Source organism: Chromobacterium sp. IRSSSOUMB001 (assembly GCF_023507765.1).
GTDB lineage: Bacteria > Pseudomonadota > Gammaproteobacteria > Burkholderiales > Chromobacteriaceae > Chromobacterium > Chromobacterium haemolyticum.
This window is the reverse complement of sequence record NZ_JALCYU010000038.1, coordinates 1-5,656: the sequence shown is the minus strand read 5'-3', so window position 1 is coordinate 5,656 and position 5,656 is coordinate 1. Positions and strand designations below refer to the sequence as shown.

1 protein-coding gene is annotated in these 5,656 nt (G+C 53.0%); it reads right to left on the bottom strand.

Translation table 11 applies throughout. The features are described 5' to 3' along the window. Positions 1-5,656 (bottom strand): LysM peptidoglycan-binding domain-containing protein (locus MOV80_RS23135; protein ID WP_249605546.1); only part of this gene is annotated, 5,656 nt, incomplete at both ends.

Sequence of the window (5,656 nt, the reverse complement as noted above, 5' to 3'; positions counted from 1 at the left end):
TCCCATCGCCATCGCCACACCCTGGCTGACGATAGAACCTACTGCGCCACCGATAGCCGCAGCCCCCATCATCGCCCCTGCGCTCAACCCTCCAATCGCGGTACCGGCTAGTACTGAACCACCAGCGGCCATAACCGCCCCTAAGCCGCCTGCGGCAAAGGTCGTACTCAATGTGCCCGCCATTGCGAGTGCTGCAGCACCCGCCGTCATCACCACCGCAACGACCGCAACAACCGCAACGAAGATGGCCCCGATCCCACCACAACCACCGCCATCCTGCGGCGGCGGCGGCGGCGGATCCGGCAGCGTCGGCGTCACATCCCCTATCGCCTCGCCCGGGTTGTATACCCGGTAGGTGCCGCTGTTGTTGTGCACATTCGTGACTTTATTCGGCACCCGCAGCGTCTGACCTGCCGCCAGGGTCTCGTTACCGCTCAAACCATTGGCGTCGGCCAGCAAATACCACAGCGACTTGTCGCCCCACAGCCCGGCCGCCAGGCTCTGCAACGTATCGCCGCCACGCACGGTGACCGTGCTTGGAGCCTGGCCCGGGTAATTGGGGGCAATCGGTTCGTAGTTCTGATCAAAATCCGCGCTACTCACCGCCACGCCAAAGCGATACTGGTCTTTCTTGCCTCCCAGTTGGCCTTGAGCCAATGCTTGTGCAAAGTCCATGCGGCTTGGACCATCATTGCCCACCGCGCCCACTTGCTTGCCGTCAACATAGTAATAGTCTTGGCGCTTGTAGACGCTTTGCTTATCCAGCTCTTCGCGTCGAATCACCACACCCTGGGCATCATTGATGTAGCGCAGGCTGCGCTGCCCCTGCTCGTCAATAGCCTCTCTCAGGTGGCCGTTGACGTCGTAGGTCAAATGCGAGATGCCAGGCCGCCAGCCCGGCGCATCCTTGTTGTACGGGTGAGCGGTAATCTTGGATTGCTTGGCCTCATCCCACCACTCGTACTCGTAATAGGTGGTGACTGTGGTGTCGTCCTCTTGCTGAGTGAATTTCAAGGTTCCATCAGCCATCAGTCCATATTTGGTCGCTTTGCCATCCACCACCTGCCGCAGCATTTTATTGTCCGCGTCGTAGTCCGTATGCGTCTTGCGGGCCTTGACCTGACCATCCCAGCTAAAGCTTTCCGCGTCGGTCACCCGGCCCAACAAGTCATTGCTGCGCCGATACGCCAGCTTGCCGTTGATCTGGGTATCCGTCAGATAGCCGTCTGCGGTGTAACTATACGTTTCCACCGTGCCGTCGCTGCCATTACTCGCCTTGGCTCTTTGGCCGAAGCCATCGTACTCAATCCGGGTGCCACGGCTACCCTCCACGATATTGCCGGAGGCGTCTCGGCTGCCCTGGGTTACGGTGAAACGGTTCATCGCATCATAGGCGTACCAGTTGTCCTGCACCTGCTTGCTACCGTCCTTGCCATCCTGATATTCGCTGTAGACGCGCAGGCGGTTGCCCACCGCGTCGTACTGGTAGCGGCTAAGGAAGCGCGGGTCCTTGATTTCGATCACCCGACCACGTTCGTCGTAGCGCATAACGGACTGTTGGTAGAACGTCAGGTGGTCGCGATCCGGGCCGCTGGCGTAAGCCTCGTAGTTTTTACGGCCATCATCGTCGTAACCATACAGCGTAAAACGGTTAGCGGCTCTATCCTCCATACCCTGCAGATTGCCGTTGCCATAGTAGGTGTACAGGATATTCTGGCCTTGATCGCTCTGTTGGCGAATCAACTGGCCCGCGTTGTTGTACTGGTACTGTGTCACCCGTCCGCCCAGATCACGGTGTTCACCCTTAAGACCGAACCAATCCACCGCGTCTTGCATGGTCATATTGTTGGCGTTGGTGGTGGTGGTTCGCCAACCGCCCACCACAATGCCGCCGGCACCCTTCAACTGAGCATCCCAGGCATAGCTGTAAGTGGTATGACGGGAAGCCGCGCTGACGGCTTCCAATACCCGGCCCAGGCTGTCGTAACGCGTTGTCTCCACTGACACCGCCTTGCCGTCGCTGGTCCGGTGAGCAATCCGCTGCCCCGCGCTGTCATAGTCGTACTCGTCATAGCCGCGGCTGCCGTCTGCCCGCTGCGCGCGGTCCATCCGCTTGAGGCGGCCAAGTTTGTCGTATTGATAGTCTTGTTGGCGCTGGCCATTGACTGTAACGATGCGCAGATTGCCCAGCCTGTCGTAAGCCATTTCCTTGCTGCTGCCATCGGCATGGCGTTCTCGCAGCACCTTGCCCTGCCCCTCCTGGCTGCCTGCCAGCCAACGCTGGCGGTTTTCATGCCCATTGGCGTCTATGCTGGACACCAGATTTCCCAGCGCGTCATAACCGTAACGCGTGACAGCTTCGTCGGTCAGTTTGTCGCTGCCATCGACGTTCTTCAGCACATCGCCGTTATCGTCGCGCAGCTTAAGTGCAGCTTCTCGCTTGGCAACCAGCTTGCCAGCCGCATTGTATTCAGAACGAATGGTATTGCCGGCGCCGTCGGTTTCGCTAATCACTTCGCCGAAGGCATTGTAGGTTTGTCGGCGCGTGATGGTGGCCTCACGATTGGTCACTCCAAGCAACACCCACCGCAAACGCCCAGTAGAAACCTCTTCTCCATTTACACCTCGTCGCATGAACCCATTTACTAACAAGGTGCTGCCATCACTATCTTGAAGATAGACCCCATTGATGTCTTTCAACTGATAGCGGTATTCATAATCACCAGCGACAAGAGCATCAACATTTAATGCAAACGGCCCATTTTCCTTTCTGTTTAATTTAACCTCTTGCCAAGCCCCACCACTTTTCTCTCGGTATTGCAACTCCATTTTATTTGCCGCTGCTTGCTCTGGATAAAAGGCGACATACATAGGCAAGGCTAAGCCAACAACACTCCCTTTATCCAGAGTCACTGCACCGCCACCCAAAGCAATAGAACCTTGAGCACGGTTAACCATACGACCTACCACATCAAATAACTGATATTCAAATTCATAAAGAGTAGGCAATAACAAACTACGAGCGAGCTCCACACAATCCCAGTTAAACTCCCGCCCCTCACTTTTAACCAGAACAACTTCTTTAAAATCTAACTGACTACCTACCGGACGAAAACGCACGACACCATGCACCGCTTCCGGCAATTGATTTTTAATATGAACAATCTGTGGCTGCTCATGCCAGCGAACAGGGGCTGTTACAGAATTTGAATTACCCGGTTGCAAACTACCGATCAAACGACCAAGTGACTGCTGACCACTAAAATACTCCAAGTCATATTCATAACTTACACCCGTTTTTAGTCCATAATCTGCGAGATTAAACTGGAACCATGCTCCAGAATAATCACTAGATACACCTCCACGCTCTACCCACTCCCCCCACGCTCCTCCATTTGCTCGAAAACGGATAAGGGTACGATTTGTTCGCTCACTTATACCAACAACATTCACACTTCCAAGTCCCTCCCCTCCTGCCCCCACAGTCATAAAGGCACTATTCATTGGTAAATTATTTTGTGAAATGTTAGGGCTTTTATCATCAAGGTTCATCTCGCCCTGACGAGCATTTAATAATTTACCCTGACCATCCAATGACAAATAACAAAACTCATACTTACCCCTCTCCATCTTTGACCAATCAAAAGAAAACCAAGATGATTGTTCATGCCCATTAATTTTCATATTTGGTATTGATTGCACCACCCACCCTGATTCAGAAGGCACACGCCGAGTGAGGAAAATTACTTTAGACACACCAATCTGGTTCTTAAAATTAATTTCAGACCGAGCTATCGACAGCTTTGGAAAAGAAAGAGGCTCAGGCAGATAACGCCCAATTACATCCATTCCATTAAATGATTTTTCTACCTTCCCTAAAAACACCTCCTGACCTTGAACTTCCTTATATATACTCACCTCAAACTTATAATTACGCTGCTCGAAATTAATAAGAGGCAAATTAACATCAACATTTACACTGCCACCTGAATATCCGTACTTTGTCTCAACAAACCTTTCTTTCGGCATAGGGCGAACGATTGAAACAATATCAAACTTATATCGCCCATCCCCAAGCATTAACACATTCTCAGGGAAATTAAACGTCATAGCAGCCTTAAATGCACGACCAAACTCACCCCTACCAAACCTAGCATCCAACAAGTAATCATGAAATCCATTAAATAGAATTTGACTTGTAATTAAACCATCACCAACAATTGCAATATCAGCTTTTCTCATCGGGCTAACCATAGGGACAGTATCCCTAAAAAATGCCCCATCTGTTGTTACCACATCTCCACGCCCAGTTTGCTGCTCTGCGGTGGTCCAAGCCTCTACCTGTACAACTGAATCTTGATGCTTATTCACTATTTTGGGCTGACGTGTTGCCACATGTAGATTTCGAGCATCGTAGTCACTCACTGACAAACGAAACGCCTCCAAATCATCTTGAAAGCTAGAGCCATTGACTTGGGATAATCTATATAGCACTTGTTCCAATGTCAGAGCCCGTAACTCGTCACCTTGACTTCGCCCTGACACAACCGTCAGTGTAGAATTACCATTAGCATCGTAGCCATACAGTTTGGTTACACCACCAGCGTTGCCACGAATCAGCCTGCCAGCAGTGTCGTATTCGCTGAACTCCTGCCAGTCTCCTTGACGATTGATACTGGTCCGCTTCCCCGTAATTTGCCCCCAGGCGTTGTAGCTCACCTCCTGCCATACCCCGGTCGCGACATCCTGCTTGGCCGTCTGCAACTTAGCCGCGTTGTAGGCATACAGCGTGACATCCTGGCCTCCAGCAGCCTCCTTGCGCTCACGTCGGGTACGCGTTACATTGCCAACCGCATCGTAGTCGTAGAACGTGATATTGCCCTCGGCATCGCGCATCCAATCGGCACGACCACCCAGGCTGTATTGAGTTTCGCTGAATACGCCATCCACGCCTGCCTTGACAACCTTGGTCGTCAGACTCAAATCGTTGTAGCTGGTATCGGTGGTCGGCCTTACGCTCTGCCCGGCTTGATCGATAAATGCCGCTTCCTCGCGATGGGTTTCGCGGCCCAGCGCATCGTAGCGGATGTCGGTGACAGCACCCTTGGCGTCGGTTTTCTGCGTCAGCAGCCCTAAAGCGTTGTAGCGATATAGGGTACGCACGCTGCCGGTCTGACGGATTTGCGCAATAGCGTCTTCTTCTGGCTTTTTCGAAGCCTCCAGGCTTGCCTGCTCGTAATAGTCGACATTCAGCCGACGCTCCTCCAGCAGCCTTCCCATGCGGTCATAATCAAACTCGCTGATACGATCCTGAGCACCAGGCTTAAGCAGGCCACGCGCCTCATCCAGCGCAATGCCATCGACCGGCACCGTCACTGCAGCTGCGTAGCGCACCTCTCTTACCGGCTTGCCCGCGGTACTGTAGCTCCAAGCCACCGCATAGCCTGCGGCATCCACCTCCAGCAGCTTGCGCCCGGCAAGGTCATACCAACGAAGAGTCCGATTACCCCGAGGGTCAATCTCACACACCACATTTCCATTGGCATCATATTGACGTTCAGTAACAAGGTCCTGAACTCTGACTGTCGGAGCCCCATCCTTCCGCACATCACCATAAATAACGGTCTGACTAGGAACCACCGTCTTCTGCAATCGA